The sequence below is a fragment of the Mesorhizobium sp. M0047 genome, assembly GCF_040323315.1.
Lineage (GTDB): Bacteria > Pseudomonadota > Alphaproteobacteria > Rhizobiales > Rhizobiaceae > Mesorhizobium.
Genome location: NZ_JAMYUW010000019.1, coordinates 25853 through 52736, shown reverse-complemented (window position 1 = coordinate 52736; position 26884 = coordinate 25853). Strand labels below are relative to the sequence as shown.

Below are 26884 nucleotides of genomic sequence, written 5' to 3'. Positions count from 1 at the left end.
CGCCGGTTGGGAGGAAATCATGACCGACACGACGTCCAACCTACCTGCTGCAAATACCCCCGCAGACCAGGCGCGTGCGTCCGAACTGAGCACTGTCGGACGCTTTCTCAAGGCAACCGAACTCGATACGCGCATGCTTGGCATGGTCGGTGCGTTGCTGGTCATCTGGGTCGGTATTCACATTCTGTCGGGCGGACTGTTCCTGACGCCGCGCAATCTCTGGAACCTGTCGGTGCAGACCTCCTCGGTCGCGATCATGGCGACCGGCATGGTGCTGGTCATCGTCATGCGCAACATCGACCTTTCGGTTGGTTCCGTCGAAGGCGTGATCGGTATGATCATGGGCGTGGCGCAAGCCGAATTCCTCATTCGTGTCATCGGCTTCCAACTTGGAAATCCCTGGCTCTGGATCATCGCCCTGGCCGCCGGTGTGGTGCTCGGTCTTGCGATCGGCGCTTTCCAGGGCTTCATCATCGCCTATCTCGAGGTTCCTGCTTTTATCGTGACACTGGGCGGTCTTTTGGTCTGGCGCGGCATGGCATGGCTGATCACCAACGGGCGCACGGTCGCGCCGCTTGACGCCACGTTCCAGTTGATGGGCGGCGGGCCGCGGGGCTCCGTCGGCGCCACCGCCAGCTGGATCATCGGCGTCGTCGCTTGCGTGGCTGTCGCTTTCGCGCTGCTCAACGGCCGCTCGCAGCGCAAACGGTTCAACTTTCCACTGCGACCCGTCTGGGCGGAGATCTTCCTCGGTGTGGTCACCTGCGCGGCCATCCTTGGGGCCGTCTGGATCGCCAATTCCTATCCGTGGCCAATCGGCATCGTGCGCCAGTATGCGCAGCAGAACGGCATCACCATTCCCGAAGGTGGGCTGTTCATCGCCCACGGCGTGGCCATACCGGTGCTGATGGCGGTCGCGGTCGGCATCGTCATGACCTTCATCACCAGGCGCACCCGCTTCGGTCGCTACGTCTTTGCCATCGGCGGCAATCCGGAGGCCGCCAATCTCGCCGGCATCAACACGCGCTGGGTGACCATGAAGGTGTTCATGATCATGGGCGTGCTGGCCGCGATCAGCGCGGCGATCTCGTCGGCCCGCCTCAATGCGGCGACCAATGCGCTGGGCACGTTGGACGAATTGCTGGTGATCGCCGCCGCCGTCATCGGCGGCACTTCGCTTGCGGGTGGCTCCGGAACGGTGCTCGGCGCCATGCTCGGGGCGCTGCTCATGCAGTCGCTGCAGTCCGGCATGGTGCTGCTTGGCATCGACTCGCCGCTGCAGAGCATCGTCGTTGGCGCCGTGCTGGTCATCGCCGTCTGGCTCGATACCGTCTATCGCAAGCGGGTCTGAGCATGATCCCGAAAAGTGACAACGGTTTTCTCGGACAGACGGAAATCGTTTGTCCAGAGATCATGCTCAAGCAGGAACTGTCGGGGAGAAACGATCATGGCTGACAAAATCGACCCCGCGGACACCGCGCTGATCGACATGCGCAACATCTCAATCGCGTTCGGTGGCATCCGCGCCGTCGACGACGCCTCGATCGATCTTTTTCCCGGCGAGGTCGTGGCGCTGCTCGGCCACAACGGCGCCGGCAAGTCGACATTGATCAAGATCCTGTCCGGCGCTTACAAACGCGATGCGGGCCAGATCTTCGTCAACGGCGAGGAGGCAGCTATCTCCAATCCGCGCGACGCCAAGAAATACGGCATAGAGACGATCTATCAGACACTGGCGTTGGCCGACAATGTCGACGCCGCAGCCAATCTGTTCCTCGGCCGGGAGCTGATGACCGCCTGGGGTACGCTCGACGACGTTGCCATGGAGGCCGAGGCGCGCAAGGTGATGGGCCGGCTCAATCCGCGCTTCCAGCGCTTCAAGGAGCCAGTGATCAAGCTGTCGGGCGGCCAGCGGCAGTCGGTGGCGATCGCGCGCGCTATCCTGTTCAACGCGCGCATCCTGATCATGGACGAGCCGACGGCGGCGCTTGGCCCGCAGGAGACGGCGCAGGTCGGCGAACTGGTCAAGCAGCTCAAGTCCGACGGCATCGGCATCTTCCTGATCAGCCACGACATCCACGATGTGTTCGACCTTGCCGATCGGGTCTGCGTCATGAAGAACGGCCAGGTCGTCGGCACCGCCCGCACTACGGACGTGACCCAGGATGAGGTGCTCGGCATGATCATTTTGGGCAAATGCCCGCCCGGTGCCATTCCCGGACCGGGCGCGCTGAAGATCGCCGCTTGAGGCTTGCGGGTAGCGATGCCGCCTGACCGGAGGAATGTGCCGGGTCCGGACCATCCGATGTGCCAGCCGTCAGGATGGCTTGGCCTTGCCATTGTATTGGCACGGCGACTTCCCCATAAAAGGCTCGACATGCTCATGGACCGCATCATCCGTTGAAGAAGCTTTTTCCAACCGTCGCGTTCATCGCCGTCGCGCTGATCAGCATGGCGATGGCGGGGTTCGCCTATTTCGCGACGCAAGAGGCCGCCCGCATCAAGTTCGAAGCGACGGCCGACGACGCGCTCAACCGGATCGAGAGCCGCATCGACCTGCATTTGTCGCTGCTACGCTCGACACAGGCCCTGTTCGATGCCCGCAACGGCGATATTTCCGGCGCCGAGTTCAACGCGTTCTTCAAAGCGCTCGATGTCGACAGAAATTTTGCCGGCTTGCGCGGCATCGGCTATCTCAGGCTGGCAAAGGCTGGAGACGAGACGGCGGTCGAACGCGATATGCTGTACGACCATGGCGTCAACCATCCAATCTATCCTGATACCACGCAGCCCTGGCGCACCCCCGTCGTGCTGTTCGAACCGCTGGATCCGTCCAACCAGGCCAGCATCGGCTACGACATGTTCAGTGAACCGGTGCGGCGCGCGGCAATCGAAAAGGCGATGTTGGATGACCAGCAGCACGCCAGCGGGCTGGTGCAACTGGGCCAGGAGACGGGTGCCGCGCAGACGTTCACCGGCTTCCTCGTCTTCGTGCGACTCAATGTCGAAACCGCACCCGATGCCATCGATGCGCCTAGATCCTCCACGGCGGGTTTTCTTTATGCGGCTTTTCGAACCAGCGACCTGTTCCAGACCGCGCTCAGTCGATCACCGCTGCTGCCGGTCAACACGGAAATCTACGACGGCGCGGTGAACGGCGACAATCTGTTGTTCCGGTCGGAAACGCCACCGGCTTCGACCTTCGGGGACAGGCTGCTGGTCACCCGCAAGATCGTTGTGGCCGGGCGGCCATGGACTGTTTTGTTCCGGCCGACGAGCGCCTTCTCGCAGCCGTCGTCGCGCGCCATTCCGGTGATGCTGGGGCTGTTCGGCCTGTTGTTGGCGGGCGCCATCGCGCTGGTGGCGCGCTATCAGGAGCGGGCCTATGAGGCGGCGGCGCGCTTGCACGAGACGACGGAAAAGAGCCTGCTCGAAAAAGACCTGATGCTGCAGGAGATGAAGCATCGCATCAAGAATTCGATCACCAGGGTGCTGGCGATCGCGCGCCAGACGGCTTCGCGGGCCACAGACGTCAATGAGTTTTCCTCATCCTTCTCGGCCCGGCTCCAGGCGATGGCGGCGTCCCAGGACATGCTGACGCGCTCGCGCTGGCAAAAGGCCGATCTTGCCGATCTCTTGCGCATCGAGCTTGGCCAGGTGTTCGGCAAGGAGCTGCCCGAAGGGCTGTTGTCAGGGCCGCAGGTGCTGCTCGACGAAAACACGACGCAAGCGCTCGGCTTGATCTTTCACGAACTGGCGACGAATGCGCTGAAATACGGCGAAGCCGGCAATTCGGCCAATTCGCTCAAGGGGGACTGGGCGCTGAAAGTGGACTGGTCGCTCGAAGGGCGCGGGCGTGACAGGACGCTGGCTCTCAACTGGCGCGAAACCGGTCAGAAGAAACTCGAAGCGCCTGCCAAGACCGGATTCGGCACCAAGCTGATAGACCTTAACGTCACGCGCGAATTGCGCGGCACGATCCATCGCGATTACCGGGCCAATGGGCTGAACGTGGAAATCAGAATCCCCCTGGCGAACTGAGCGCGATCGTCAGGCGCAGAATCAACCATCCAAACAACGAAAATCCGGCGGCCGGCGGACCGGTCTCCGGATCAACGTTTCGATTATCGCCGAACTAGTTGCAGCGAGCCGTGTAGATCCGGCCGCGATGATCGCGATACTGGCAATAACCATTGCGCAGGTTGCGCACCAGCAGGCCGGAACCGGCACCCACGGCCGCGCCGATCAGCGCGCCCTTGCTGCCGCCGACCAAGCCGCCAACACCGGCGCCAATCAAGCCGCCGCCAACCACGTCCTGTTCGGTCGAGGTGCAGCCACTGACCGCCACCACCGCAACCATGGCAATAATCATCTTCCGCATAGAGTCACTCCTCACTTTGTGTCCCACTTTAGCAAGCTCCAGCTACCATTTAGCATGAAACGGCGGCCTTTGCTGCTGCAATCTATTGTTGGTGAAGAGAGTCTTTTTCTGGGCGTACCATGTTCGACGCTATCGCGACGCTGGAATAGCCAAGGAAGCATCGACAGTGCCGTCGAAACGCACATTCCAGATGATCTGGTCATAATCGTCTTCCGGAGCCGGATCGACCGAAAGGCCCGATATTCCGAGCCTGCTCCTGACCATCGACTCATCGGTCCCGAATCACTCTTGCCACAGTAACGGCCCTCACTCGGCAAAGTTCTGCACGGCAGGCTTCGCGACCCATGAGGATGAAGGGCATGGCGCGCGGGGCGCCGACTATCAGTAGGCCAGTTGAAAGAGCACGATTGCGAGTATGACCGCAGCCAGACTTAAGGCGAGAAGGCGCTGTGAGGCCTGAGGTATAGGAGGCGTCGGTACGGACGCCTCGGGCTGCAAGTTCCTGCCGCGGAAATGTCCGGCGATCCAACAGGTCCAGCGGTATCTCGGAAAAACAGCATCGACTTTTATGGTGAACAGCCGGTTAAGGATCCGGCAAACGCCGGTCGCTCATTCCGTCTCGAAATTGCCATGCGGAACAACAAGGCGGTATTCGAGGCGATCAGCCGCTATTTCGAGCGTCGCCGTGCCGTTCAGCGATGCCGGCACGACCCGTTCGAGTGCGACGCTGCCGAAGCGCTTCTCGCTACGCTGGTTGTCGTTGGCTCCGATCGTCTCGGCCCACGTCAGAGACAGGGAGGTCCCGGTGTCGTCGGGAGTCAGGCTGGCTGTAACCTCGACAAACCCATTCGGCCGCGACAGGGCGCCATAGCTCACCGAGTTGACGGCGAGTTCATGCATGGCGAGGCCGATATGCAGGGCAGCGTTGGGATTGAGATAGGGGTTTGCCCCCTGAAAACGCAGGCTGCGAACCGGATCCCCGCCGTAGCGGCCAACCTGGCCCGACACCAGTTCGCGAAGTGCGGCGCCCCGCCAATTGGAGGAGGTCACGAGATCCTGGGATGAAGCCAGTGATTGCAGCCGGCCGCGGAAGCGTGTCAGGAAATCGCCGATGCCGTCGGAGTAGCGCCCGGTCTGGGTGGCTATGCTTTGAATGATCGCCAGCAGATTCTTCGAGCGATGACTGACTTCACGCAACAGCGTCGTGAGGGTCTGCTCGCGGCGTTTCTGCTCGGTCGTCTCGACCATCGTGGTGACGACGCCTTGCACCGTGCCGCCATCGCCGTGGTCGGCATCGATCCAGACTTGAAACCAGCGGATGCCATCCTCGGCGGGAACGCTGATCTCGAGATGTTGCGGGTTGCCGGATGCAATGACGTCGCGTTTGGCTGCGCCAATACGGTCTGCCTGCGCCGCCGGCAGGATGCCATTGCTGTCGGCGGTATCGGAGACCCAGGGCGCACGCATGTTGCGCGCCCATACGGTCCTCATCTCGCGATCCTGATAGAGAACGGAAATGCCTGCATTGTGCAAAGCGTGGAGAAGAGCCCGACCAAGCTGCATGCCGTTTTCGGCAGGGTGCAAGGCGATGACTTCATCGCTTTGCACATCGTCCTCTCTATTTCCGATTCTGGAACGCATCGGCTAACCTGTCCACCCAACTCAGGCTGAACGGCTCACTGTTGAATGGGTTCCACAGGAGATTTCCCGAAACGAGCCTCCAAAAGCGGTCCGCCGGACGGTGCCCTTGAAGGATACCGCCCGGCGGTGACTGGAAACCGTTTGAGGGGTGCGGCTTCCAGTGTTCGCTCGATGATCGCTCGGTCCTCACGCCCGTCTGAAAAGACCCGCAAGAAGCGAAATGATCAGGAAAGCGAGAAAGATGAAAAACAATATCTGCGCTATGCCAGCAGATGTACCGGCGATACCGCCGAAACCAAGCGCGCCGGCGATGATTGCCACGACGAGAAATACGAGCGCCCAGTAAAGCATGATCCATCTCCTTCGAATGGTGCGATGAAAACGTGGGTAGATGCGGTTTGTTCCACCCTTTGCCGAAAAAGACGATGCTTGCAAATCGTTCGGAGCTGGGGGCGCGGGGAAATTTGCCGTTGCCGCCCGATGCGTGCATCAGGCGGCACGAATTGGAGAATTGATGAATTGAAGATATGGAGAAAATCGGCGAGCGAGGCTATCGCCTCGGGTTCGTCAATTCCTCCACTCCTCCATTCCCGACTATGCGGCGGCTTTCGCCTGGCGATCGAAGAACAGCGCCTGGCTGATCAGCGCCTTGACCATGTCGGGATTGAACGGCTTGGTGACCAGGAACGCCGGTTCAGGACGCTCGCCGGTCAACAGACGCTCGGGAAAGGCGGTGATGAAGATCACCGGCACCGACGTCGACGACAGGATCTCGTTCACCGCCTCGATGCCCGAACTGCCGTCGGCAAGCTGAATGTCGGCCAGCACCATCTTCGGTCTTGTCTTGCCGAACATCGTCACCGCCTCGTCATGGGTACGCGCCGTTCCGACGACGCGGTGCCCGAGGCTCTCGACCATTTCCTCTATGTCCATTGCGATCAGCGGTTCATCCTCGATGATCAGTACGTCGGTGGCCACCTGGCGAGAAATCTCGCTGCTAGCCTGCGCCAGCAGCTCTGAAAATTCCTGGTCGCCGACATCGAGTATCTCTGCCGCCTCGTCCTCGCTGAAACCTTCGACGGCGACGAGCAGGAAGGCCTGACGGGGAAGCGGCGCAATCGCATTCAGATTGGCGGCGGCCCGCTGTTCCCACGCCGATTGCGCGTGCTCCTGCGGGACGCGGATGGCGACCGATGTGAACAGCTTGGCGAAAACCTTGTACAGTGCGATACGGTCGCTCGATGCCTCAGGGAAGATGTCGATATCGGCTATGATGGCTTCGAGCATCGCGGCGACCATGGCGTCGCCACTTTCCTGCGATCCGGAAACGGCCCGCGAGAAGCGGCGCAGGAACGGCAGGTGTGGTGCGATGGTGGCAGATAAGCTCATGATAGTACGTCTCCCTCAGAATGACGTGGTTGCATAGATGGCAGATCGAGCCGATTGCAAGCCCAGTCAAACAACGCCGGTCCTGAGAAAAAGTTCCCGGCCCTGATGGAACTAATGCGGGAAGAGAGCGTTTGGAACGGGGATGGGGCAACCAGACGAGGGGGGCCGCTTGCGTTGTCGAGTCCGTTGTGAGCGGCTTGGTTTCTGGAATATAAGGGCAAAATGAAGGATATGACGAAAGATATTCTGGCTGGCGCCGCGGGCAGGCGCCGGAACGGTTCCGGTGACGCGCTTGGGCCGAACTCCGAAATCGGACGCAAACTCAAACAATATTACGACGAACTGGTCTCTGACGATGTGCCGGATCGCTTCGCCCGGTTGCTCAGCCAACTGGAACAGGCCGAACCTGCGCAGAAGAAGGACTGAGGCATGGCAGCGGTCTCCCAAGGCTTCAAGACCGATCTGCTTGGGGCGATCCCGAGCTTGCGCGCTTTTGCCGTGTCGCTGACGCAGAACGCCGACAAAGCGGACGATCTTGTCCAGGAAACGCTGGTCAAGGCGTGGGACAAGCATGAGAGCTTCCAGCCCGGTACCAACCTCAAAGCATGGCTTTTCACCATCCTGCGCAATGAATTCTATTCGCAGATGCGCAAACGCGGGCGCGAGGTGCAAGACAGCGACGGTATCATGACGGCCAGGCTTTCCGTTCATCCGGCCCAGCATGGCCAGCTCGACCTGAAGGATTTTCGCGGCGCCCTCGAACAATTGCCAGAGGACCAGCGCGAAGCCATCATCCTTATCGGTGCGTCGGGTTTCTCCTACGAAGAGGCCGCTGAGATTTGCGGTTGCGCGGTCGGGACGATCAAGAGCCGGGTCAGCCGGGCCCGCACACGCTTGCAGGAGATCCTGAAAATATCAGGCGAAGACGAGTATGGTCCGGATGCGATTTCTGCCCAGGTCACGGGCACGCCGGCCAGTTGACCTGGGATCGCCAGGCCGCAATCCGCAAGGTCGGGATCTTGTTTCAATCCGAAGAGGCACGTCCGCAGGCCGCCGCCACCGCTTGCACCAGGTCTTCACCCGAATAGGGTTTGCCGACCAGCCTGACGCCCGGAAAGGCTGCCTTGATTTCATCGGCATCCGAATAGCCCGTCGCAAATACGAAAGGTACGCCTGCCGCGCGCAGCCCCGAAGCGAAATCGAGTGTCGAGGCACCGGCCAACATGAGGTCGACAATGGCTGCATCGAACTGTGTGGCGACCTCGCGGCCATCGACCTCGGTCAGATCGCGGGCGATCACCACTTCACCGGCGCCGTGGTCACGGCAAAGCTGCTCGACATCCATGGCGATGAGAAATTCATCCTCCAGAACGAGAATCCGCAATCCGTCAAGCAATGTGGGCACAGGCAATGTCTCCTTGAAACACATTGAGTCATGATCACTAATTGGCGTGCTGTCATTTAAAAAAGACATGTGGCCGGCGGCGGAACCTCAATCCTTGCAACGCGTTGAAATGCAGTTCGTCCGAAGAGCGGCTTTTCAGCGCAAAGCAGTCGCCCGCCAATATAGCTGCGAGAACTGCCCGTTGCGGCCGTTGCCGGGTTTCCGCGAGTTCGAAAAACAGGAACTGGCCTTCGTCAGCAGATTCAAAAAAGGGCAACCCGCCGTCGATAACGGTGCCACGGTTCGGGCCAAAGTCGTCGGGCTGAACGGCAAGCAGTCCATCCAGATACCGATCACTCAACAACACATCGCCGACACGCTCGGCCTGTCGCTGGTTCATACCAACAAGACTATCCGCAAGCTGATGGATCGCAAGCTGATCGCCTGGCGCGACGGCGGCTGCGAAGTCATCGACGCTGAAGGGCTAAAGCGGCTGGCCGGCTGGGAAGGGTTGGGCGAGGCGCGCCGGCCGCTGATCTGACGAGGCGCCTTTTGCCTCGTCGGCGGACGAGGTGCGCGCCGATGCGTTTTCGGCTAGTTTGTCCCCGGTGTCGGAACCTTGAGACATGCGGTGCGTTTGAAATCGAGCAATCACAGGGAGTTAAGCGATGGCAACTGCCGCAGGAAAGACCGCAAGCGATGCCCGTGCAAATGCGGACCTCGAAGCCGATATCAGGCAGCTGAAGGCCGATATCGACAAGCTCACCAAGCAGTTGGCCAAGACCGGCGAGCATGGCTATGGCACCGCGCGTCGTGCAGCCACGGAAGGCGTCGAGCAGCTGCGTGCGCAAGGCGAAGCAGCCTTTGATAGCCTGCGCAGCAACGCCAAGGATATCGAAGCACAAATGATGGCAAGCGTGCGTGAGAAACCGGTGACGTCATTGGCGATCGCTGCCGGCGTCGGTTTCCTTTTTGCGCTCCTCGCGCGTCGCTAGTCGCATCCCCTGATGGGAATGCTCGCATCCCTGATTTCCGGCTTGGCGTCGGGCGAAGCCGTTGCCGCCATGCGCCGGGCGCGCACGGCGGCAATCGTCTATGGGCTCGCTCTGACGGCCGCGCTCGGTGGTATCGGTTTTCTGGTCGGCGCAGCCTATATCTGGGCGGCGACGCGCTACGGGTCGCTTGCCGCCGCGCTGGGCTTTGGCGCCGCTTTCTTGGTGCTTGCCGGGCTGATTCTGCTGATTTACCAGCTATCCGCAGGCACGCGCGCCCGACGCCGGGCGCAACGCCGCAACGCCGACATGAAAGCAATTGGCATCGCCGCTGCGCTCGCCGTGCTGCCGACGCTGCTCAAGGGAAAAGGCGGTCTCGGGATTATTCTGGGTCCGGCCATAGCGCTCGCGGCTTACGCGATCTACCGCGAGAATGTGAAACCCGACGATCCGGACGAGGGCGAGCGGAAATAGGGTCGTTTTTCTGTCGGCCATGATCTTTTCCGAAATCGGCTTCCACTTTTCGGGATTATGGCCTGTTACTTCGACAAATCCTCCAGCGGCATCGATATCTCGGCAAACACGCCTTCCGGCCGAAACTCGTGGGTCACTTCGCTGGCAATGACCTTGGCAAGGCTGCGGCGGATGAGGATCGAGCCGAAGCCATGCCGCTCAGGCGGGACGACTTGCGGGCCGCCGCTTTCGCGCCAAGTCAGCACAAGGCGCTGGGCGCCCTTTCTGCCTTGCTTCCTCCAGCCGAGATCAATCCTGCCTGATACCACCGACAGCGATCCGTACTGCAGTGCATTGCTACCCAGTTCGTGCAGGATCAGGCCGAGCCCTACGGCCTGGTCGGGCGACAGCAGCAAATCGTCGCCGGAGATCGTCAGGCGCGCCTGCTTGGCCGTGTCGAAGGGCCTGACCTCGATCTGGACGAGTTCACGGATGCCGATGCCGCGCCACTCGCGGTCCGATAGCAGGCTGTGGGCGATGCCCAAGGCCTGAAGCCGGGCGCCAAAGGCCTCGAGGAATTCGCTCGGCTGGCGGGCATGACGCACGGTCTGCGTCGCCAGTGCCTGGACCGTCGCCAGCGTGTTCTTGACGCGGTGGTTGAGCTCACGCAGCAGCAGCCGTTGACGTTCGTCGCCAAGCTTGCGCTCCGATATGTCGTAGTTGACGCCGAAGATCAGCGTCGGCTTGCCGTCGCCGTCTCGCTCGATGACGCGGCCACGCGTGGCGAGCCAGCGTGGCGGATGAATGCCCTTCACCCGGTATTCGCCGAAATAGTCGTCGCTACCAGTCAAGGCATCGCGAAAGCGGGTCTCGGTCTGGTAGACGTCGCGCGGATCGATGGCGGTGAGGATGTCGCGTGCCCGCAGCCGGTTTGAGCGCGGCAGGTTGAACAGCTCCGTCAGCAAGGTGTCGCATTCGATGACGTCGGTACGGATGTCCCACGCCCAGCTGGCGAGCGACGCCGCGTCGAGCGCAATGGCGCGTCGTTTTTCCTCGCGCACGAGCGCAGCCTCGGCGATGGCGCCGCTGCGGGTCGCGTCCTTCAAGATGAACAGGCTGGCGGCGAGGTCGGCGAGCGCCTTCAACTGGTCGAGCTCGGCGCGGGATGGAAAGGGATGAGGCTTGCTGTCGAGGACGCACAGCGCGCCGATGCGCGCACCCGCCACGATTATCGGCGCGCCGGCATAGAAGCGTACATGGTGCTTGCCAGTGACCAGCGGGTTGGTCTTGAAACGGGGATCCGTCGTTGCATCCGCGACCACCATCGGTTCGTGGCCGGCGGCAATCGCATGGGCGCAGAAGGACGTGTCGGCCGCGGCCGCGGTCTCGTCCAAACCGAAGCAGGATTTGAACCATTGCCGCCCATGGTCAACAAGGGTGACAGTGGCGATTGGCACCTGCATCACCGCCGCGGCAAGACTGCTGATGCGGTCGAAATCCGGGTCGGCCGCAGTATCCAGTATCTCCAGCCCATGCAGCACGGCCAGCCGGTCCTCGTCCTCGACCGCGCACGCAACTTCGGCCGGCAAATCCGGCACTATCTTGGCCTTGCTATTCACCCAAGTCCCCAATGCCCGGTCTTCGTCCTCGCCCGCGCGCCGTCTTCGTCGGCCCGGAACCATCCTAGCGAGGAACCGTTACATGACCATATTGTGCCAGGCGCGTCACTTGGTGCAAAACGAGATAAGGACCGACCATGCCCAAGATCATTCCCGAAAATAAGGCGCGTCAGGGGCGATGGGGCTGGCACGGCCTGCGCATTTTGATTGCCGCGCTGTTGCTGGCCTTCGCTGCCTGGGGCATCGCCGAGATCTATGGTGAAATTGTCAAGACGCCGGCGACAGAGCAAGGAAGTGCGCCGAGCGGCTAGATTTTCGGGCTTCATCGCTAGAGATCGCATCAGGCAGCCTTTGCCTCGGCGACGCTGGCCGGCACCAGGACATTCAGTGCGCCAGGGTGGATTTCGATCGTCGTTTCACGGTCGAGATGGACCAGTTCTCCATCCATCACGGCACGAAACTTGCTGCTCCCCGAATGGATTTTCAGGACCGTCTTGTTCGCCTGATGAATTTCGACATGTTCGTTGTCGCGCCATTTGCCGCGCGCCATATTGAAGAAGAATTTGACCAGTTCGGCGCGCTGTTGCGCCACCGTGATATAGACGCCAAGCACGCCGCCTGCCGGGTTGTCGGCATATGGCAAGTGGCCTTCGCCGAACAGATTGTTGGTGATGCCGATGCCGGTAATGCGGGCCGCCATCTCGGCGTCGCCGATGCTGAGCGTCACGTTCATCGCCGGTGGATTGTTGATCGTGGCCCAGGCCGCCTTGGCCGAGGCGCGGATTTTCCCCAGACGTGAACCAAACTCCATCTTTTGGCGGAGTTGCACCAGCTTCGCATGTATGCCGATCGAGAACTGGTGGATGAAGGGCCTGCCGTTGGCAGTCGCCATGTCGACCGCAATGATTTCGCCGTCGGCGAAAGATTCAAGCGCGGCATCGAGCGTCTGGGGAATACCCAGCCCTCGTGCGAACAGGTTCATGGTACCGGCCGGCAATATGGCGAGCGCCTTCTTCGTGCCCATTAGCCGGGCAGCCGCGGCGGAAATGGTCCCGTCGCCGCCACCTGCCAGCACGACGTCGATAGTGCGACGTGAAGCCACGCTGTCGAGCGTTTCCACTACATCCTTGCCGGCGACAATCTCGATGCTGAGAGAGTGACCTGCCGTCTCCAGCGTCCGATGCATCCTGTCGGAGAAAGCGGCAATGTCGGTTGTGCGCAAGGTGCCACCTTCCCGGTTCAGCACCGCTGCAAATTTCATGCCCCGCTCCGTTATTCGACCATGGTTGGACCGGGACAGACCCAGCCGCAGGCTGAAACGCGGCGAAGCGGGAAAGGTTCCGCTCGAGAGCAATCGACATTCGCGCGGCTCGCTCTGCGGCCAAGGCACATCGCCCGGTGATTCTGGCACGGACGCCCGCGCTTTTTGTCGGAACAACAGCATGCTCACGACGTTGTGAAGCTGTAAAAGGCGCCGCGTCCGATCTCCTTTAGCGACGACGCGCGCACGAAATCAGGCACGAGGAGAGAACATCATGATCCGCAACCTCTTAGCCACGACCGCACTCGCAGCGCTGGTCGCGAGCGGGGCCCACGCGCAGAGTACGACAGCCCCGGCGCCGAGCGCCCCTGCCGTTCAGCAGCCAGGCGCCGCTCCAGTGCGCGCAGAGGGCAGCATCGTCACCAACATCATCGGCGAATCCGTCTACAACGGCACCGCCGATGATGCCGAGAACATCGGCAAGGTCACTGACGTCGTCTTCGACAAGGATGGGCAGGCGAAATCCGTCATCATAGGCGTCGGCGGATTTCTGGGCGTAGGCATGAAAAACGTCGCCTTCGACTACGACAAACTGCAATGGGCCGAAAAGAACGGCGACCGCTGGCTGGTTGCCCGGACCACCAAGGAAGAGTTGACTGCGCAGGCTGAATTCGACACGAAGCCCTACGCTCCTGCGCCTCCCGCTCCGACTGCGGCGCCAACAGCACCTGCGACGACGAATACCGCGCAAAAGCCTGTCGACATGAACGCCGCTCCGACGGAACCCGTGAAGCGCGCCGACGGCAATCTTGCCACCAACATCATCGGCGAAACCGTCTACAACGGCACCGGCGATGACGCGCAGAACATCGGCAGCGTCAACGACATCGTTCTGACCAAGGAAGGCAAAGCGCAGTCCCTGATCATCGGCGTCGGCGGATTCCTTGGTATAGGGGCCAAGAACGTCGCCTATGATTTCAACAAGGCCAAATGGGCCGAGAGGAACGGCGATCGCTGGCTGGTGGCCCAGACCACCAAGGAAGAGCTGCAGGCGCAGCCGGATTTCAACCGCAAGGCCTATGATCCGCTGCCGGCAACGACGGCTTCCAATGCGCCTCCAGCAACCGCACCGGCCGCCGCGACGGTTCCTGACCAGACTCCTGACCAGACAAAGACCGCAGCCATCGACAAGTCTGCGCTGACGGAAATGCCGGTTGGTGAGATCCGCGCCGACGATCTGAAGGGCACCACCGTCTACGGTGCCAACGACGCCAAGGTCGGCGTGATCGGCGACGTCGTCTTGACCCCCGACAAAAAACCCGATGCCGTGATCGTCGATGTCGGCGGCTTCCTCGGCATTGGCGCGAAGGAGGTCGCGGTCGGCATGGATAACCTCAAATTCATGACCGACAAGAACGGCAAGAAGTATCTCTACACGACCTTCACCAAGCAACAGCTTGAGGCTCAAACCGCCTATGAGAAGGGTAGCTATGCCCAAAAGCGCGATCAGCAGCGCATGATCATGAGGTAGGCAACAGGCAGTAGGGCTGGACCGTCGACGTACCGGTTCGCCTTACTGCCCTAATCCCCTTACCACTCCAGCTATGTGACCAACCACGCCGTGCTCGGTCAGTTCGGCCAGTGCCAGCGACTGGTCGAGATGTTCGGCTCGCCAGGCGAGCAGCCGTTCGGCGAACTCCAGCCGCACGACGAGATAGGCTGGATCGGCGGCCAGATTGTTCAACTCGCCCCTATCATTTTCCAGATCGAACAGCAGCGGCGGCAGGCCGCCACCGAAATGCACATATTTGAATTTTTCTGTGCGGATGACGGCGAGGTTGCACTGGCGTGAGGCGATGCCGAAATGCCGTTCAGCCTCACCATCGGCGATCGAACGGAAATCGAACTCCCAGTGCGCGGCATCGCGCCAGTCCGGAGGGCTTCCGCCGTCCAGGAATGGCTTCACCGAGTATCCGTCGAGATGCGGCGCGGGTGCTTCGCCGAGCAGATCGAGAAGCGTCGGCAAAATGTCCACCGCTTCGGTGAAGCGATCGACGCTGCCGCCGGCAGCCGTGGCGTGGAGCGGGTCGCGGATGATCAGCGGAATGTGGTAGCTGCCGTCGAAGTAGCCGCCCTTGCCCAGCATGAAATGGTCGCCCATCATCTCGGCATGGTCCGATGTCAGCACGATGATGGTGTCGTCCCACGCGCCCGCGGCCTTGACCGATTGCCAGATGCGACCGAGCTGCGCGTCGACCTCGGAGATCATGCCGTAATAGATGGCGCGGATGCGGCGAAAGTCGTCCTCGTTCCAGTCGTGCACCTTGCCCTTGGCGTCGGGACGGAATTTCATCTGCTTCTGCCGGCCTAGATCAAAGGCGAGATAGGGATGGCTTTCGGCCTCTGTCTGCCAGTTTGCCGCACGCTGGAAGGAAGGTCCGTCGCGCGGATCATACATCGTGTTGTAGGGCTCCGGGACGATGAAGGGCGGATGCGGGCTGATGAAGGAAAGATGCGCGAACCAAGGCGCCGCGTCCTCCTGCTCGCCGAGCCAGCGCGTGAATTCGCCGGTCAGGAAGGCGGCCGGGGTTTCGTTTCTGGTGTAAACAGGCGGCGCGTTGCTGACGGATGCGATGGCCTTGCCTTGGGCCACCGGGCGGTGGATGTCGGGAGATCCGGCGCTGATGTCGACGCCCCGCTGCTTCAGCCAGGAAAGCCACTGTTTCTGATGTTCGGGCAGCAACTGGCGCACCGCAAAGCCCGGCAGCACGCCTTCATAGCTTTGCAGCCGCGGGTCGCCCGGCGCCAGCAAGCGCGGATCGAGTGAGACGTCGGTGTAGCCGAACAGCGTCGGATCGTAGCCCAGACCGCGCGCATGCAGCGCGATATTGCCGTGACGGGCGTCGAGCGGCGTACCGTTGCGGCAGACGCGGTTGTTCATCTGGTAGAGGCCAGTGTAGAAGCAGGCGCGGGCCGGCGAGCAGGGCGCCGCGCCGCCATAGTGCCGCTTGAACAGCACACCCTCCGCGGCCAGCGCATCGGCATTCGGCGTCTTCACGAGCGGGTGGCCCGCGGCCGACAGGCAATCGCCGCGCCACTGGTCGCATGTGATCAGCAGAATGTTAGGCCGCCTGGTTTTCCCAGTCACTCGCGATACCCCCTGTCCGGATGCTCGAAAACGCCGCTCATGGAACCGAATTCTGCCGACGGCGCAAGTCTGTCTTGTGAGTCGTTTGGTGAACGGTTCCCCATCAATTGTTCACTTGTACAACACAGTCCATTCTGTGTTTGCCGCCTTTGCCTTAAGCGCCCGCATCCTCATATTGGCGTGGACAGCGGCGAGGGCCGCACAAGCACCAAGGGAAGGAGCAAGACATGCTCGACCAGATCAAGGGCCTGCATCACGTCACCTCGATGGCCAGGGATGCCCGGCAGAACAATGAGTTCTTCACCCAGAAGCTCGGCCAGCGCCGAGTCAAGAAGACCGTCAACTTCGACGCGCCCGATGTCTACCACCTCTATTATGGCGACGAGACAGGCACGCCCGGTTCGGTGATGACCTATTTCCCGTTCCCCAACATCGGAAAGGGCCGGCATGGCGTCGGCGAAGTCGGTACCACGGTTTATTCGGTGCCGGAGGGTACGCTTGACTATTGGGAAAAGCGTTTTGCCGATGAGGGCGTCGCCGGCGTGTCGCGCGAAGTGACGTTCGGCGAGAAGCGTCTGGCCTTTGCAGGCCCCGATGGCGATGGCTTCGCGCTGGTCGAAGACAAGGCGGACAGCAGAGCGCCATGGGCGAAAGGCGGCATTCCCGTTGATGAGGCGATCCGCGGCTTCCACTCGGTGTCGCTGCGTCTGAAGGATGGCGGCGCTACCGAGGAGCTTTTGAAATTCATGGGCTACGAGGAGATCGAGAAATCAGGCAATGTCAGGCGGCTCGCTGTGAAGAACGGCAACGGCGCCGATGTCGTCGACATCGAATCGCTGCCGACCGCCGCCTTCGCCGATCTGGGCGCCGGCTCCGTCCACCATGTCGCCTTCGCGGTCGAGAACCGCGCCAAGCAGCTCGAAGTGCGCAAGGCGTTGATGGACACCGGCTATGGGGTGACGCCGGTGATCGATCGCGACTATTTCTGGGCGATCTATTTCCGCACGCCGGGTGGCGTGCTGTTCGAAGTCGCCACCAACGAGCCAGGCTTCGATCGCGACGAGGATACCGCTCATCTCGGCGAGGCGTTGAAGCTGCCGACGCAGCATCAGCACCTGCGATCCCATCTCGAACAGCATCTGCAGAAACTGGAAGGCTGAGCTCATGAGCAAGGACGCGTACGTCCACAAGCTGCTGCCCGGTTCGCCGGGCGGTCCGCTGCTGTTCGTCCTCCATGGCACGGGAGCCGATGAGAACCAGCTTCTGTCGCTGGGGCGCGATCTCGCGCCGCAGGCGACCATCATTTCGCCGCGGGGCGACGTGTCGGAACAAGGTGCCGCGCGCTTCTTTCGCCGCACCGGCGAGGGCGTCTACGACATGGACGATCTGGCACGGGCGACGGACAAGATGGCGGGCTTCGTCAAGGCGCATGTCGAGGCGGCGAAGCCGTCGGCCGTGCTCGGCCTCGGCTACTCCAACGGCGCCAACATCCTGGCCTCCGTTATTTTTGCCAGACCGGCGCGGTTCGACGCCTCAGTGCTGATGCATCCGCTCATCCCGTTCGAACCGAAGGTCAAGGGCAGCCTCGCGGGCCGTCATATTCTGTTGACCGCCGGCAAGCGCGATCCGATATGCCCGCCGAACCTGACGACGCGGCTCGAAGCCTATTTGCGTGCCGATGGTGCCGATGTCACTGTGGAGTGGCATGAAGGCGGGCACGAGGTGCGGCCAAACGAGATCGAAGCTGCGCGGCGGCTCTTCGCCGGCGCCACCCAAGGAGTGTAAGCGATGCCTGACCAACTGCCTGAGATCGAATTGGAGGATCGCGGTTCCAAGGGGCGCTATGTCCTGCGCGGGCCCGGTGGCGCCGAGGCCGAGATGACCTTCACCAAGATTGGCGAGCACCAGATCATCATCGACCACACCGAGGTGCCGGACGCGTTTCGCGGCCAGGGTGCCGGGCTTCGGCTCGTCACCCGCGCCGTCGAGGATGCGCGTGCGGCGGGCAAGAAGATCATTCCTCTCTGCCCGTTCGCCAACGCCCAGTTCCGCCGACACCAGGAATGGGCCGACGTGCTGAAGAAGTAGGGATATCGTTGTTCGCAAACGGTGTGACAAGCGGCTGCAGTCTCACCGGAGTGGCTTTGGCATTTGCCCGGGTGGCGCATCCTGCCTAAGTAGATATGATCTACAGCAGCCACATCGCCGACAAACGAACCGAATGATCCCCCATGACCGAAACCGACCTCGTTCCCGTCTTCGACGGCCATAACGATACGTTGCTCAGACTTTATCAGTCGAAAGACGCGGATGTCGAAAAGCTGTTCATAGAGGGAAAATCGGGCGGCCATATCGACCTGCCGCGTGCCAAGGCCGGCGGCTTTGCCGGCGGCATGTTCGCCATCTTTCCGCCGCCCGTCGAGAAATCCAGGCGCAGCCCCGTGCCCTTGGCGCCGAGCGATGCGGAGCCGCTGCCGCCCGAGGTTCCGCGCAGTGATGCGCTGACCTCGACGATCGCGATGGCCTCGATCCTGTTCCGGCTGGAACGGGCCGGAGCTCTCACCGTCTGCCGCAGCGCGGGCGACGTGCGCAATGCCATGGCGCAAGGCTCGATCGCAGCTGTGTTCCATATCGAAGGGGTCGAAGCGATCGATCCCGAGCTTACCATGCTCGACGTGCTGCATCAGGCCGGCCTGCGCTCGCTCGGCATCGTCTGGAGCAGGCCTAATGCTTTCGGTCACGGCGTGCCATTCCGCTTCCCCTCCTCGCCCGACACAGGGCCCGGCCTGACCGATGCCGGCAAGGCACTGGTCAAGGCCTGCAACCAGCTGAAGATCATGATCGATCTCTCGCATCTCAACGAAAAAGGTTTTCGCGATGTTGCCGCGCTTAGCGATGCGCCGCTGGTCGCCACCCATTCCAACGTGCATGCGATCAGCGGCCATTCGCGCAACCTCATCGACTGGCAACTCGGTGCGATCCGCGAATCCGGCGGTATGGTCGGACTGAATTTCGCCACCGGCTTCCTGCGCGAGGACGGCCGGATGAATGCCGACACCAGCCTCGACATCATGGTGCGCCATGTCGATTCGCTGCTGCAGGCTTTGGGTGAGGACGGCGTCGGCCTCGGCTCGGACTTCGACGGTGCCATGATCCCGGCGGTCATCGGCGACGTCGCCGGCCTGCCGAAGTTGATCGATGCTTTGGCAGCGCGTGGCTTCGGCCGCGCGCTGATCGAGAAGATCGCTTATCGCAACTGGCTCAACATGCTCGAGAAGACGATCGGTTAGAACGACCTATTGGAAACCCATGCGCTTCAGCCAATCGTTGCCGATCCCGCGATCGCGGATGATCGGCAGCGGATTTTCGGAATCGAGCCGTGCGCAAATGCGGTAGACTTCAAGCGTCTCGGCACTCATCTCGTTGCGCTTGTAGAAGAACATGGCGGCGGCATAGCGCGTGCGGCCAGACCACTTTTCGCCGAGCGGCGTGTTGATGAGCGCCCACTGCTCGGCGGCTTCCCCATCTTCTCCAGGCTTGTCGGCGTCGTCCATGATCAGAAATCCGCCGGCGGATTGGCGGCGCGGTCGAGCTTGATGAACAGCCATGCCACCTTGGCCCGCTTCATCAGTTTCTGGTACTGCAGCTCGCGCATGGCGTAGATCTCGACCCGGAGGTCACCAACCATAGTATCACCACATGGCCGCGCCAGCGATGGCGATGTTGCCCTTGGTCATCGTGGTAGACGATGGCGTGTTCGGCCGGGGTGTTGTCTTCGATCTCCAATCCGACAAGGACGTGGCGCAGCCTGCGAACCTGGAAAGTCATGCAGAAGGTGCTTGACAGCGGTGAGCACCGTCCCACTCACTTTGCGGTCGAAAGCCGGTTGAATAGCCGGCGATGCTGGAGACCATCAGACCCATGAAGACAGCAGTCGCCAAGGAGGCCCTCGTTGAATCGGCGCGGAAAACCGAATCCGAAAAGCGCGGGCGCAAGGCCTCGAAGGAGGTCAGGCAGCTTCAGCTCATCGAGGCGACGATCGATTCCCTGGCCAAGCGCGGCTATTCGGAAACCACGATGGCCGATGTCGCGGATGGCGCCGGCCTGTCGCGCGGCATCGTCAATTTCCATTTCGAGAGCAAGGAAAAGCTGCTCATCGCGACCTTGCAGCATATGTATGACGAGTATTCGGCGCACTGGCGCAACGCCTTGCAGAAGGCAGGCGATGACCCCGCCGATCAGCTTCATGCCCTGGTCTCCGCCGATTTCGACCGTTCGATCTGCAACAAACGCAAGCTTGCCGCCTGGTGCGCCTTCTGGGGCGAGGCCAAGTCGCGGCCGAGCTACCAGGCGCTGAGCAATGCGCGCGATGCCGTCTATCAGACCATATTCATCGACCTGTGCGCGACGCTCAAGCAGAGCGGCGATTATGCGTATGAGCCGCAGGTCATGGCCCTGGCACTCAGCGCCATGCTGGAGGGGCTGTGGCTGCGGTTGATGATGGGAACCGAGGACACCACCAGGGAGATCGCCTTGCAGGCGGCCAATGAATTCCTGTCGGCGGCATTCCCCAGGCACTTTTCGTGGAAGGCCGCCGGCACGACGGAACCATAGAAAACGACAGAGGATGGAACGGCGATGAAGATACTGACCCGACGCCTGACGGTGAGCTTGGCGCCCGACGTGTCGGACCACTTGGTCAAGACCTTCGGCTATGGCAACGGCGCCGGCACGGCGGCGATCGACCATACAGTGCTGGTCGAGTGCGGCTTCGACAATCTCGATAAGTTTCTCGACAAGACCCTGTTCCAGCCGGTGGCACCGGAGCTCAAGCAGCGCAGGGTGGCAGAGTTCGAGAAGATCGAGGCCGGCTATTGAAGAGCGAACCGGAAAGAACCGATGTCGTCATCGTCGGCGCAGGCTTCACCGGCCTGTCGGCAGCGCTTGAGCTGAAGGCAGCCGGCATCGATTTCGTTCTGCTCGAAGCCCGCGATCGCGTCGGCGGGCGGGTCGAGTCCATGGCGATCGGCGACGGCGAGCGTGTCGACAGCGGCGGTCAGTTCCTGTGCGAGGATATGCCGGCGCTGATGGCGTTGGTCGAGGAGCATGGCAAGACGCTGGTTGAGACCTATGTAGACGGCGAATTCGTCGCCCAGCCGGCCATGTCTGCGGGGGAGGCGGAACGAACCTATGTCGGCTCGATGGCGATCCGCGAGCGCATGAACGCGATCGCGCCTGATGATACTGATATCGCCGGCTTGTCAGCCGCCGCCTGGCTCGATCGGCAGGACGACCCCAAGGACGCCAAGGCAGCGTTTCGCTCAATGATCGAAGGTCTGTGGTGCCAGGCGCTGGAGAAGCTGCCGCTTTGGCATCTCATCGACAATGATCGCCGTATCACCAACGAGGTGTCGGAGCTGCAATATTTTCTCGCAGAGACCATGCATTCGCTTGCGGAGGATTTGGCTCAAGAACTGGGCGCCCGCGTGCGGCTTGGCGCGCATGTCACGCGCATCGAGCAAGGCGCAAATGGCGTGTCCACCCATACCAGCGCGGGTTCGATAGAGGCTCGTTGTCTGCTCGTCGCCGTGCCGCCGGTCATGGCCTCGAGGATAGATTATTCGCCGCCACTGCCGGCGGCTCTGGAGAAAGCACTTGGCGTCTGGCGCAGCGGGACGGTGATCAAGATGCTGCTGCGCTATCCCACCACCTTCTGGCGAGCCAAGGGCCTGAGCGGCATGGTGATGTGGCGTGACCAGCCAGGTTTGTTTGCCTGCGACGCCAGCAAGGATGACGATCATCCGGCGCTGGCGGTTTTCATCGGCGGTCCATCGGCCATCGAATGGCGTGGCTTTGGACAGGAAGGCCTCCGCACCAGAATTGCGGCGCGTCTCGTTGCAGCGCTCGGTCCGGAAGCTGCAAAGTGGATCGGCCTTGCCGTCCGATACTGGTTCGACGACCTCGGCGGCGTCGGCGGCTACAGCGACCTCATCGTCGACATGGATGCGACCGACACCGAGCGCATCATCCTGGCCGGCGCGCCACCCGTGCATTTCGCCAGTTCGGAACTGTCGCCGTCATTTCCGGGCTATGTCGAAGGCGCCATCATTGCCGGACGGATCGCTGCGCGAAGGGTGATCGCCGAGCTTCAGTCGGAAATCGCTACCAAAGCCTCGGGATCGTAGGCGAGGCGGATCGAGGTCCCGACCGGGGTGTCGTCGGCGCCGAAATCGTTGGTTTCGGTCACCGATAGCGGTCGCAGGAGCTCGCATGAGCTCGGCCTGCTGGTCCGGCCGCTGATCAACATGTGCTTGATGGGGATAGCTCCCCTCTCCCGTTCTACAGGGAGAGGAGCGCTCATCGTCGTCTGCCCTTACGACCTCGACCTCAGCGCGTCATTCAAATTCCACATGTCCTTCTCCTCGGGCGCGGTCTCCAGGCCCAGCACCGGCAGCATCTTGCGCAGATGGTCGTGGTGGGTGCGCACGCCGTATTCGAGGTCGGAGAGATAAAAACCCTCGAAGGCTTCGGACAGCATGGATTCGTTCGACCACACCGAGAGTTGCACATCTTCCGACATGGTGTCGCGGTCGATGCGGAAAGAGAGGTAGCGGGCGGCGGCCTGCTTGCGGCTTTCGTCGCGGTAGCGGTAGACGGCGCCGCGCAGCAGCGTCTCGCCCGTCGACAGCGGAAACTCCTGATAGAACTGCACCGATTCCGGCATCATCGAAATGACCGCGTTGGGGAAGATGCCATAATAGACCCAGGCCTTCTTCAGGTAGTCGGGCAGATGCGCCGGCTCCGGCGCGATCTTGACGTAGTTCTTGACGCTCCAGCGCCGCCCGGCATGCGGGTTGTAAGTGGCCAATGAGCGCGACACGCCGTTGATGAAGGGCTCGTCGAAATAGGTGGCGCCATAGAGATCCTGCAACGCCGGATGCGCCATGGCGACGTGATAGCCTTCATTGTCGACATCGCGCACCGACTTCCAGTTGACCGGGCTCTTCTGGGTCCAGATGCCCCAGGAGGGCACCATGTCGGCGGCGCTGTAGTGCGCGAATTCGGGCTCGATCGGCTTCATCAGTTCGGCAACCGAGGGCTGCGGCCCGCCATTGCGGAAACGGATGAAGATGAAGCCCATCCAGACTTCCAGATCGAGCGGCATGAGGCCGAATTCGGTCTTGTCGAGGTCGGGGAAGGAGCGCGGGCGTGCGGCACCGCGCAGCGTGCCGTCGAGATTGTAGACCCAGCCATGGAACGGGCAGACCAGCGCATTCTTGCAATTGCCTTGGCTTTCGGCGACGACGCGGCTGCCGCGGTGGCGGCACATATTGTTGAAACCGCGCACGACGCCATCCTTGCCGCGCACGATCAGGGCACGCTCACCGACGACGTCCATGGTCAGATAGTCGCCGGCGAGAGGTACGTCCGATAAATGCCCGACGATTTGCCAATGATTCCGAAAGACATGTTCCTTCTCAAGCTCGAGAAGGGCATCGGAATGGTAGCTCCAGCCCGGTAGTCCCCGCCGGTCCCAATCGTTGGGGATCGCCAGGTCGCGGAGGAGCGGGTTCATAAAACGTCTCTTCTTTTTATTGAATACTTGTTCAATACAAGCATATTTTGCATTGAAATGCAATGGTTTGTGCAAAACGGGCTGGATTCCCAGCAGAATCCGCGAGGCCTCCGGCGGCAAAATCCGCGCTGCTGGCGGCCCGGAAAGTCCCGAAGAATCCGGGTGTTAGTCGGGGTTTCAGGGCGCGGTCTGGACCCGACTTCGTGAACCATCGGAGCGGAGCACGAGGGCGCTTTTCAGAGGAATCGGCTGGAATCGGTCGAAAGTCGCTGTCGGAATGGGGCGGATGAGTGCCCGACTTTGCCCGGTTTTGCCCGAAATGCCGTTTCAAACTCGTTACATTGCTGGTCTTGCGTCCACCTTGCCTTGTTACAAAGCGCGGCTAAGTTCGTTTCATCACCAAAAAGAAACTCAGCGAAGGGGAAGGCAATGTATGCGAAAATCCAGACGATCCGCGGCGGACGCCGCCTCCAGGCTCCAGAGCGCAATGACCGCCGTCCGAAACTGGCGCTGCGCCAGCGGGCCAGCGACCATCCCATGGCGATGTTCATGGTGCTGGCTGCTTGCGCCTTCGTCGGCATGGCGTTCACGCCGACAATCGGGCCAGCCTTCGCTTCGTTAAACCCGCCGGCCAACCTGATCGAGGGCGCGCAGACGACGACCAAGACCGCTCGTCTGCCGATCCCGGTGACCGACTTCGCCTGCAAGGGCCAAGCCTGGGGCGCCGAGAGCATCGATTGCCTCCGCGCCATCGCCGAGCAGTCCGGAGTGCACAAGACCCGCGCGATCCGCATGATCGCCAACGCGGCGCCTGACCGACACGCCGAACATTTTCTGATTTCTGTCGAAGCATGATTCCGAAACAGGTTCCCGTTTGGGGATCATGCTCTGACCTCCCCGAGCGCTCCTCAGCGCTCCCTTCGGCTCCCGCCGCAAGTCGGGGGCCCCTTTTTATCCTTTTGTCATCGCCTGCTCGGCAATGGCCGACAGTACGCTGCGCACATCCAGCGTGCTGAATGGCTTTTCGAGGATCTCCGGCCGCTGATGTGCCGGCAAGGCCTCGATTTCGGCTTTCGCGCCGATAAGGTCGCCGGTGACCAGCACGAAACGCCGTGCCAGGTCAGTCTTTTCGGCAAGCAACTCGCGATAGATCGATATGCCGCTGATGCCGGGCATGCGCAGGTCCGAAAAGACGATGTCAGGCGGCATGTGGCCGCTCAAGGTGGCCGCACCCGATTCCCAGACTGGAACGATCCGCGACTTGATGCCCATCAGTTCGAGAATATCGGAGAGCGAGCCGGCGACATCCGGCTCATCGTCGATGATCAGGGCATGGCGCAGGCCGCTGGATCGCGGCTGGTTGTCGCCTGTAGTGGCGAGGCCGGCCACAATGGCCGGCAACTGGACGACGAAACGCGCGCCTCTCGGGATCACTTCCTCGAACCAGACATTGCCATTGTGCCGCTCGATGATGGATTTCGAGATCGACAGGCCGATGCCCGTGCCGACGCCAACCGGCTTGGTGGTGAAATAAGATTCGAAAATGCGGCTGCGGATCGCTTCCGGCACGCCGGGCCCATTGTCTTCGACCGAGAAGCAGGGATGACCCCGGTCGCTGCGGAACGTCCTCACCTTGATCAGCCGATCGCCGGCAATGCCAGCCAAGGCATGCTGGCTGTTGATAAGGAAATTGGCGGCCACCTGCGTCACATGGTCGGCGTCGGCCATGGCCAGCAGCGGGCCGGCGGCGAAGTCGGTGTCGATGATGATGCCGCTTGAGCGCGCGCCATAGGCGGTCACTTCCAGCGCCGCCCGGATCACCTGGTTGAGGTCGGTCTCGGCTTGTGCCGCGGGATGAAGCCGGACCATCGACAGGAAGCTCTTGACGATGCGGCCGCAGCGCTCGGCGGCGGCACGTACTTTCTCGGCGCGCACCTTGGTCTGCGGATCGGAGGCGAATTCGTGCAGCAGCGTCGATTGCGCCACCACCACGGCCAAAGGGTTGTTGAGCTCGTGCGACACGCCGGCCAGCAACGAACCCATCGCCGCCATCTTTTCGTTCTGGTGCAGCTTCTCGCGCTGACGACCGATCTCCTCCTCGGCGCGCAATTTGTCGCGCAGGTCGCGGATGGAGCCGAAAATCAGGCGACGGTCGGCGACCCGCATCTCGGTCGCCGTCAGCTCGATCGGGAACACTTCGCCGGCTGAGTTCTGGGTCACCGTCTCAAGCCGTTGGCCGACCATTGGCGCGCCGCGGCCGGTCATGTATTCGGCCCCCGAAGCATAGCCCTTTCGGTAGTAGATAGGCACGATGGTATCGAGCAAGTCCTTGCCGAGGATGTCGCTGCGCTGGAAGCCGAACATCTTCTCGGCGGCCGGATTGAATTCGATGATCGAGCCGGTCTCGTCGATGACGACGATGGCATCGAGGGAGGCCTGCAGCATGGTGCGGCGGATGACCTCGCTGGCATGGGCTTCGGAGGGCGAGCGTTCGATGGCGTCTCCGATGGCGAGCGCGATGATGTGCAGCGTCGCCTCTTCCTCATCGGTCCATTTACGCTCGTTGACGCAATCGTTGACCGCCAGCGTGCCCCACAGATGGCCGTGCGCGAAGACCGACACCGACAGGAAAGACTTGATGTTCTGCTTTTCGAAATCGGCTCTCAGAAAGCCCTCGAGATCGCGCGTATGCCCGGCGAAGATCTTGCCTTGCCGTTCGTCCTCGGCCAGTCGCTCCAGCAGCGGATCCGAATTGACGATCGACTGCACGATGACGGTCGGCGACGCCAGCTCGCCACCAAAGAGAGGGTCGATCCAGTAGGCGGCGACGGACTGGGCGAAACCCTGGCCAGGCAGCTCGCGCAAGCGAAACAGGATGCCACGCTGGCAATCTATGGCCCGGCAGAGCGTTTCCAGGATGCCGTCCATCTCGCGCTGCCAGTCGCCGGCCTCACGCAGTCGGCGAACGACGCGAACTGCCGCCATTGCCGCGCCCTGCCTGAACCCCTGCATATCCGTGCTTGCTGCTTCAGCGATCATC

Annotated in this window: 28 protein-coding genes and 3 pseudogenes; 18 read left to right on the top strand and 13 right to left on the bottom strand. The window is 61.8% G+C overall.

Going from position 1 to position 26884, the window contains the following annotated elements; translation table 11 throughout:
• Positions 1–19: 19 nt before the first annotated feature.
• The 3 genes from NKJ89_RS19360 to NKJ89_RS19350 all read left to right on the top strand — a co-directional run bounded on the left by NKJ89_RS19360 (position 20) and on the right by NKJ89_RS19350 (position 4041).
• Positions 20–1351: a sugar ABC transporter permease gene (locus NKJ89_RS19360; protein WP_023757390.1), complete on the top strand. Its 1332-nt coding sequence runs from the start codon at positions 20–22 to the stop codon at positions 1349–1351.
• Positions 1352–1447: 96 nt separating this feature from the next.
• Positions 1448–2248: an ATP-binding cassette domain-containing protein gene (locus NKJ89_RS19355; RefSeq protein WP_352604745.1), complete on the top strand. Its 801-nt coding sequence runs from the start codon at positions 1448–1450 to the stop codon at positions 2246–2248.
• Between the two features lie 152 nt (positions 2249–2400).
• Positions 2401–4041 (top strand): CHASE domain-containing protein, encoded by a 1641-nt coding sequence (locus NKJ89_RS19350; protein WP_352604743.1) that lies wholly within the window; start codon positions 2401–2403, stop codon positions 4039–4041.
• Between the two features lie 94 nt (positions 4042–4135).
• On the opposite strand, the gene NKJ89_RS19345 is transcribed toward NKJ89_RS19350, so the two are convergent.
• From NKJ89_RS19345 to NKJ89_RS19330, 4 genes are all read right to left on the bottom strand, one after another.
• Positions 4136–4381 (bottom strand): YMGG-like glycine zipper-containing protein, encoded by a 246-nt coding sequence (locus NKJ89_RS19345; RefSeq protein ID WP_352604741.1) that lies wholly within the window; start codon positions 4379–4381, stop codon positions 4136–4138.
• Between the two features lie 609 nt (positions 4382–4990).
• Positions 4991–6022 carry a sensor histidine kinase gene (locus NKJ89_RS19340; protein ID WP_023757384.1) on the bottom strand — a complete coding sequence of 344 codons (1032 nt, stop codon included), beginning with the start codon at positions 6020–6022 and terminating at the stop codon, positions 4991–4993.
• Between the two features lie 186 nt (positions 6023–6208).
• Complete coding sequence (locus NKJ89_RS19335; protein WP_006203859.1) at positions 6209–6373, bottom strand: DUF1328 domain-containing protein; 165 nt, start codon at positions 6371–6373, stop codon at positions 6209–6211.
• A gap of 243 nt (positions 6374–6616) precedes the next feature.
• Complete coding sequence (locus tag NKJ89_RS19330) at positions 6617–7411, bottom strand: response regulator (protein WP_023757383.1); 795 nt, start codon at positions 7409–7411, stop codon at positions 6617–6619.
• Positions 7412–7633: 222 nt separating this feature from the next.
• Between NKJ89_RS19330 and NKJ89_RS19325 the strand changes: the two genes are divergently transcribed.
• Both NKJ89_RS19325 and NKJ89_RS19320 read left to right on the top strand, forming a co-directional pair.
• The gene (locus tag NKJ89_RS19325) at positions 7634–7837 is read left to right on the top strand and encodes a NepR family anti-sigma factor (RefSeq protein WP_023757382.1); all 204 of its coding nucleotides are present in this window, start codon (positions 7634–7636) and stop codon (positions 7835–7837) included.
• A gap of 3 nt (positions 7838–7840) precedes the next feature.
• A complete protein-coding gene (locus NKJ89_RS19320; RefSeq protein WP_023757381.1) occupies positions 7841–8392 on the top strand; it encodes a sigma-70 family RNA polymerase sigma factor in 552 nt (183 codons plus the stop codon).
• Between the two features lie 43 nt (positions 8393–8435).
• Here NKJ89_RS19320 and NKJ89_RS19315 read toward each other — a convergent pair whose 3' ends face one another.
• Complete coding sequence (locus NKJ89_RS19315) at positions 8436–8840, bottom strand: response regulator (RefSeq protein ID WP_352604739.1); 405 nt, start codon at positions 8838–8840, stop codon at positions 8436–8438.
• Between the two features lie 85 nt (positions 8841–8925).
• On the opposite strand from NKJ89_RS19315, the gene NKJ89_RS19310 reads away from it, so the two are divergent.
• The 3 genes from NKJ89_RS19310 to NKJ89_RS19300 all read left to right on the top strand — a co-directional run bounded on the left by NKJ89_RS19310 (position 8926) and on the right by NKJ89_RS19300 (position 10261).
• Positions 8926–9336, top strand: coding sequence for a Crp/Fnr family transcriptional regulator (locus NKJ89_RS19310; protein WP_352604840.1), 411 nt, complete (start codon positions 8926–8928; stop codon positions 9334–9336).
• A gap of 127 nt (positions 9337–9463) precedes the next feature.
• Entirely contained in the window at positions 9464–9790 is a 327-nt protein-coding gene (locus NKJ89_RS19305) for an ElaB/YgaM/YqjD family protein (RefSeq protein WP_023757377.1), read from the top strand.
• A gap of 12 nt (positions 9791–9802) precedes the next feature.
• Positions 9803–10261, top strand: coding sequence for a hypothetical protein (locus tag NKJ89_RS19300; RefSeq protein WP_352604737.1), 459 nt, complete (start codon positions 9803–9805; stop codon positions 10259–10261).
• Positions 10262–10326: 65 nt separating this feature from the next.
• On the opposite strand, the gene NKJ89_RS19295 is transcribed toward NKJ89_RS19300, so the two are convergent.
• A complete protein-coding gene (locus tag NKJ89_RS19295; RefSeq protein ID WP_352604735.1) occupies positions 10327–11859 on the bottom strand; it encodes a sensor histidine kinase in 1533 nt (510 codons plus the stop codon).
• Positions 11860–11996: 137 nt separating this feature from the next.
• Here NKJ89_RS19295 and NKJ89_RS19290 point away from each other — a divergent pair, with 137 nt between their 5' ends.
• A complete protein-coding gene (locus NKJ89_RS19290) occupies positions 11997–12170 on the top strand; it encodes a hypothetical protein (RefSeq protein WP_023757374.1) in 174 nt (57 codons plus the stop codon).
• 29 nt (positions 12171–12199) lie between these two features.
• Here the strand turns inward: NKJ89_RS19290 and NKJ89_RS19285 are convergent, their stop codons facing one another.
• Positions 12200–13120 (bottom strand): diacylglycerol/lipid kinase family protein, encoded by a 921-nt coding sequence (locus NKJ89_RS19285; RefSeq protein ID WP_352604733.1) that lies wholly within the window; start codon positions 13118–13120, stop codon positions 12200–12202.
• A 274-nt stretch (positions 13121–13394) separates the two neighbouring features.
• On the opposite strand from NKJ89_RS19285, the gene NKJ89_RS19280 reads away from it, so the two are divergent.
• Positions 13395–14651, top strand: coding sequence for a PRC-barrel domain-containing protein (locus tag NKJ89_RS19280; RefSeq protein WP_352604731.1), 1257 nt, complete (start codon positions 13395–13397; stop codon positions 14649–14651).
• 42 nt (positions 14652–14693) lie between these two features.
• Here NKJ89_RS19280 and NKJ89_RS19275 read toward each other — a convergent pair whose 3' ends face one another.
• The gene (locus tag NKJ89_RS19275; RefSeq protein ID WP_352604729.1) at positions 14694–16268 is read right to left on the bottom strand and encodes an alkaline phosphatase family protein; all 1575 of its coding nucleotides are present in this window, start codon (positions 16266–16268) and stop codon (positions 14694–14696) included.
• 227 nt (positions 16269–16495) lie between these two features.
• On the opposite strand from NKJ89_RS19275, the gene NKJ89_RS19270 reads away from it, so the two are divergent.
• From NKJ89_RS19270 to NKJ89_RS19255, 4 genes are all read left to right on the top strand, one after another.
• Entirely contained in the window at positions 16496–17428 is a 933-nt protein-coding gene (locus tag NKJ89_RS19270) for a VOC family protein (protein ID WP_023757369.1), read from the top strand.
• Between the two features lie 4 nt (positions 17429–17432).
• Complete coding sequence (locus NKJ89_RS19265; RefSeq protein WP_023757368.1) at positions 17433–18053, top strand: alpha/beta hydrolase; 621 nt, start codon at positions 17433–17435, stop codon at positions 18051–18053.
• A 3-nt stretch (positions 18054–18056) separates the two neighbouring features.
• On the top strand, positions 18057–18356 hold the full coding sequence (locus NKJ89_RS19260) for a GNAT family N-acetyltransferase (RefSeq protein ID WP_023757367.1): 300 nt from the start codon (positions 18057–18059) through the stop codon (positions 18354–18356).
• Between the two features lie 143 nt (positions 18357–18499).
• The gene (locus NKJ89_RS19255) at positions 18500–19558 is read left to right on the top strand and encodes a dipeptidase (protein ID WP_352604727.1); all 1059 of its coding nucleotides are present in this window, start codon (positions 18500–18502) and stop codon (positions 19556–19558) included.
• 6 nt (positions 19559–19564) lie between these two features.
• Here NKJ89_RS19255 and NKJ89_RS19250 read toward each other — a convergent pair whose 3' ends face one another.
• The gene (locus NKJ89_RS19250; RefSeq protein WP_352604725.1) at positions 19565–19822 is read right to left on the bottom strand and encodes a hypothetical protein; all 258 of its coding nucleotides are present in this window, start codon (positions 19820–19822) and stop codon (positions 19565–19567) included.
• A 2-nt stretch (positions 19823–19824) separates the two neighbouring features.
• A pseudogene (locus tag NKJ89_RS19245) lies at positions 19825–20081 on the bottom strand (aminomethyl transferase family protein); the annotation flags it as partial.
• Positions 20082–20168: 87 nt separating this feature from the next.
• On the opposite strand from NKJ89_RS19245, the gene betI reads away from it, so the two are divergent.
• The 3 genes from betI to NKJ89_RS19230 are packed head-to-tail and all read left to right on the top strand — an operon-like array spanning position 20169 to position 22453.
• Complete coding sequence (gene betI, locus NKJ89_RS19240) at positions 20169–20882, top strand: transcriptional regulator BetI (protein WP_502904142.1); 714 nt, start codon at positions 20169–20171, stop codon at positions 20880–20882.
• Positions 20883–20906: 24 nt separating this feature from the next.
• The gene (locus tag NKJ89_RS19235) at positions 20907–21146 is read left to right on the top strand and encodes a hypothetical protein (protein WP_352604721.1); all 240 of its coding nucleotides are present in this window, start codon (positions 20907–20909) and stop codon (positions 21144–21146) included.
• Entirely contained in the window at positions 21143–22453 is a 1311-nt protein-coding gene (locus NKJ89_RS19230) for a flavin monoamine oxidase family protein (protein ID WP_352604719.1), read from the top strand. The genes NKJ89_RS19235 and NKJ89_RS19230 overlap by 4 nt, the downstream gene beginning before the upstream one ends.
• On the opposite strand, the pseudogene NKJ89_RS19225 reads toward NKJ89_RS19230, so the two are convergent.
• A pseudogene (locus tag NKJ89_RS19225) lies at positions 22417–22533 on the bottom strand (Fe3+/spermidine/putrescine ABC transporter ATP-binding protein); the annotation flags it as partial. The gene NKJ89_RS19230 and the pseudogene NKJ89_RS19225 sit on opposite strands and share 37 nt — an antisense overlap.
• A gap of 108 nt (positions 22534–22641) precedes the next feature.
• Positions 22642–23844, bottom strand: coding sequence for an aromatic ring-hydroxylating oxygenase subunit alpha (locus NKJ89_RS19220; protein WP_352604717.1), 1203 nt, complete (start codon positions 23842–23844; stop codon positions 22642–22644).
• Between the two features lie 429 nt (positions 23845–24273).
• Between NKJ89_RS19220 and NKJ89_RS19215 the strand changes: the two are divergent.
• Positions 24274–24682 (top strand): annotated as a pseudogene (locus NKJ89_RS19215) (hypothetical protein).
• 113 nt (positions 24683–24795) lie between these two features.
• On the opposite strand, the gene NKJ89_RS19210 reads toward NKJ89_RS19215, so the two are convergent.
• A complete protein-coding gene (locus NKJ89_RS19210) occupies positions 24796–26883 on the bottom strand; it encodes a sensor histidine kinase (RefSeq protein ID WP_023757356.1) in 2088 nt (695 codons plus the stop codon).
• Position 26884 lies beyond the last annotated feature (1 nt).

Bases quoted from the DNA above. Each gene is read 5' to 3' on its own strand.
- NKJ89_RS19360 (WP_023757390.1), top strand. From the start codon at position 20: ATGACCGACACGACGTCCAACCTACCTGCTGCAAATACCCCCGCAGAC.
- NKJ89_RS19355 (WP_352604745.1), top strand. From the start codon at position 1,448: ATGGCTGACAAAATCGACCCCGCGGACACCGCGCTGATCGACATGCGC.
- NKJ89_RS19345 (WP_352604741.1), bottom strand. From the start codon at position 4,381: ATGCGGAAGATGATTATTGCCATGGTTGCGGTGGTGGCGGTCAGTGGC.
- NKJ89_RS19340 (WP_023757384.1), bottom strand. From the start codon at position 6,022: ATGCGTTCCAGAATCGGAAATAGAGAGGACGATGTGCAAAGCGATGAA.
- NKJ89_RS19335 (WP_006203859.1), bottom strand. From the start codon at position 6,373: ATGCTTTACTGGGCGCTCGTATTTCTCGTCGTGGCAATCATCGCCGGC.
- NKJ89_RS19330 (WP_023757383.1), bottom strand. From the start codon at position 7,411: ATGAGCTTATCTGCCACCATCGCACCACACCTGCCGTTCCTGCGCCGC.
- NKJ89_RS19325 (WP_023757382.1), top strand. From the start codon at position 7,634: ATGAAGGATATGACGAAAGATATTCTGGCTGGCGCCGCGGGCAGGCGC.
- NKJ89_RS19320 (WP_023757381.1), top strand. From the start codon at position 7,841: ATGGCAGCGGTCTCCCAAGGCTTCAAGACCGATCTGCTTGGGGCGATC.
- NKJ89_RS19315 (WP_352604739.1), bottom strand. From the start codon at position 8,840: ATGTGTTTCAAGGAGACATTGCCTGTGCCCACATTGCTTGACGGATTG.
- NKJ89_RS19310 (WP_352604840.1), top strand. From the start codon at position 8,926: ATGCAGTTCGTCCGAAGAGCGGCTTTTCAGCGCAAAGCAGTCGCCCGC.
- NKJ89_RS19305 (WP_023757377.1), top strand. From the start codon at position 9,464: ATGGCAACTGCCGCAGGAAAGACCGCAAGCGATGCCCGTGCAAATGCG.
- NKJ89_RS19300 (WP_352604737.1), top strand. From the start codon at position 9,803: ATGGGAATGCTCGCATCCCTGATTTCCGGCTTGGCGTCGGGCGAAGCC.
- NKJ89_RS19290 (WP_023757374.1), top strand. From the start codon at position 11,997: ATGCCCAAGATCATTCCCGAAAATAAGGCGCGTCAGGGGCGATGGGGC.
- NKJ89_RS19285 (WP_352604733.1), bottom strand. From the start codon at position 13,120: ATGAAATTTGCAGCGGTGCTGAACCGGGAAGGTGGCACCTTGCGCACA.
- NKJ89_RS19280 (WP_352604731.1), top strand. From the start codon at position 13,395: ATGATCCGCAACCTCTTAGCCACGACCGCACTCGCAGCGCTGGTCGCG.
- NKJ89_RS19270 (WP_023757369.1), top strand. From the start codon at position 16,496: ATGCTCGACCAGATCAAGGGCCTGCATCACGTCACCTCGATGGCCAGG.
- NKJ89_RS19265 (WP_023757368.1), top strand. From the start codon at position 17,433: ATGAGCAAGGACGCGTACGTCCACAAGCTGCTGCCCGGTTCGCCGGGC.
- NKJ89_RS19260 (WP_023757367.1), top strand. From the start codon at position 18,057: ATGCCTGACCAACTGCCTGAGATCGAATTGGAGGATCGCGGTTCCAAG.
- NKJ89_RS19255 (WP_352604727.1), top strand. From the start codon at position 18,500: ATGACCGAAACCGACCTCGTTCCCGTCTTCGACGGCCATAACGATACG.
- NKJ89_RS19250 (WP_352604725.1), bottom strand. From the start codon at position 19,822: ATGGACGACGCCGACAAGCCTGGAGAAGATGGGGAAGCCGCCGAGCAG.
- betI (WP_502904142.1), top strand. From the start codon at position 20,169: ATGCTGGAGACCATCAGACCCATGAAGACAGCAGTCGCCAAGGAGGCC.
- NKJ89_RS19235 (WP_352604721.1), top strand. From the start codon at position 20,907: ATGAAGATACTGACCCGACGCCTGACGGTGAGCTTGGCGCCCGACGTG.
- NKJ89_RS19220 (WP_352604717.1), bottom strand. From the start codon at position 23,844: ATGAACCCGCTCCTCCGCGACCTGGCGATCCCCAACGATTGGGACCGG.
- NKJ89_RS19210 (WP_023757356.1), bottom strand. From the start codon at position 26,883: ATGATCGCTGAAGCAGCAAGCACGGATATGCAGGGGTTCAGGCAGGGC.